1 protein-coding gene is annotated in these 2237 nt (G+C 62.6%); it reads left to right on the forward strand.

Features of this window, described 5'->3' with window-relative positions; genetic code table 11:
* On the forward strand, positions 1–2237 hold a 2237-nt coding region (gene pheT / locus ACZ63I_RS34980; protein WP_469343576.1), incomplete at both ends, for a phenylalanine--tRNA ligase subunit beta.

Consider the following 2237-nt stretch of genomic DNA (forward strand, 5'->3'; position numbering starts at 1 on the left):
GGCGTGGCTGGGTAAGCCCGCAGGTAGGTCGCGACGAGCTGGTTGCTCGTCTGTCGATGGCCGGCCTTGAGGTCGATAGCGTGACGCCGGCCGCCGGTGTTTTCAGTGGCGTGGTGGTGGGCGAGGTGCTGAGCACCGAGCAACATCCAGACGCCGACAAATTGCGTGTGTGCCAGGTCAGTAATGGCGCGCAGACCTTCCAGGTCGTGTGCGGAGCGCCTAACGTGCGCCCGGGCCTGAAGATCCCGTTCGCCATGATCGGTGCCGAGCTGCCAGGCGACTTCAAGATCAAGAAGGCCAAGCTGCGTGGCGTCGAGTCCAACGGCATGCTGTGCTCCCAGGCCGAGCTGCAGGTGGGCGAGGGCAACGACGGCTTGATGGAGCTGCCGGCCGACGCACCGGTTGGCCAGGACATTCGTGTCTACCTGGAACTGGAAGACGCCAGCATCGAGGTCGACCTGACCCCGAACCGTGGCGACTGCCTGTCCCTGGCCGGCCTGGCCCGTGAAGTGGGTGCGCTGTACAACGCCCCCGTGACCCGCCCCGTGGTCGCTCCCGTAGCGGCAGTGCACGATGAAGTGCGCTCGATCGAAGTGCTGGCGCCCAACGCCTGCCCACGTTACCTGGGTCGGGTAATCCGTAACGTCGACCTGTCCAAGCCTACTCCGCTGTGGATGGTCGAGCGTCTGCGTCGCGCTGACGTGCGCAGCATCGATGCCGCTGTCGACATCACCAACTACGTGATGTTGGAATTGGGCCAACCGCTGCACGCGTTCGATCTCGCCGAAATCAACGGTGGCATCCGCGTACGCATGGCCGAAGAAGGCGAGAAGCTGGTGCTGCTCGATGGCCAGGAAGTCAGCCTGCGTGCCGATACCCTGGTAATCGCCGACCATTCCCGCGCCCTGGCCATTGCTGGCGTGATGGGTGGCGAGCACAGCGGTGTATCCGCGACTACCCGCGATATCTTTCTGGAGAGCGCGTTTTTCGACCAGATCGCCATCGCTGGCAAGGCGCGTTCCTACGGCCTGCACACCGATGCCTCGCACCGCTACGAGCGTGGTGTGGACTGGAAACTCGCCCGTGAAGCCATGGAGCGCGCCACGGGCCTGCTGCTGGAAATCACCGGTGGTGAAGCGGGTCCGATCACTGAAACCGTCAGTGAGCAGTACCTGCCGTCCATTGCGCCGATTACCCTGCGTGCCAAAAGCGTCGAGCAGATGCTCGGCCTGGTGATCGCGCCGGCTGAAATCGAGCAACTGTTGTCCGCTCTCGGCCTGGGTATTACCGCCGGTGGGGAAGGGCAGTGGCACGTTGAAGTGCCAAGCCATCGCTTCGATATCAGCCTGGAAGTCGACCTGATCGAAGAACTGGCGCGTCTATACGGTTACAACCGTCTGCCGGTTCGCTACCCGCAAGCGCGCCTGGCACCACAACCCAAGGCCGAGGCGCGTGCGCACTTGCCTGAGTTGCGCCGTCTGCTGGTTGCCCGTGGCTACCAGGAAGCGGTGACCTACAGCTTCATCGACCCGAAGCAGTTCGAACTGTTCAACCCGGGGGTCGAGCCGCTGCTGTTGGCCAATCCGATCTCCAATGACATGGCTGCCATGCGTTCGTCGCTGTGGCCTGGCTTGGTGAAGGCGCTTTCCCACAACCTGAACCGTCAGCAAGACCGCGTGCGCATGTTCGAAAGCGGCCTGCGTTTCGTCGGTCAACTCGACGGCCTCAAGCAAGAGCCAATGCTGGCGGGCGTGGTCTGTGGCAGCCGTCTGCCGGAAGGCTGGGCGCAGGGCCGCGATGGCGTGGACTTCTTCGACGTCAAGGCCGACGTGGAAGCAGTATTGGGCTTTGCCGGTGCGCTGGATGACTTCACTTTTGTACCGGGTCAGCATCCGGCACTGCATCCGGGCCAGACTGCACGCATTGAGCGCGAAGGTCGCCTGGTGGGTTTCGTGGGGGCTATTCACCCTGAACTGTCGAAAACCCTGGGGCTGGACCGCCCAGTCTTCGTTTTCGAGCTGGTCCTGGCTGAAGTCGCCGCGGGCAAGATGCCTAAATTCAGCGAGTTGTCGCGCTTCCCTGAAGTGCGTCGCGACCTGGCGCTGATCGCTGACCGTGAAGTGGCCGCCACTGCCGTTCTGGATGTAATCCGTGAAAATGCAGGGGAATGGCTGACAGACCTCAGGCTATTTGACGTCTATCAGGGTAAAGGCATTGATCCGCATAGAAAAAGCCTT

The organism is Streptomyces sp. NPDC087906 (genome assembly GCF_055584925.1).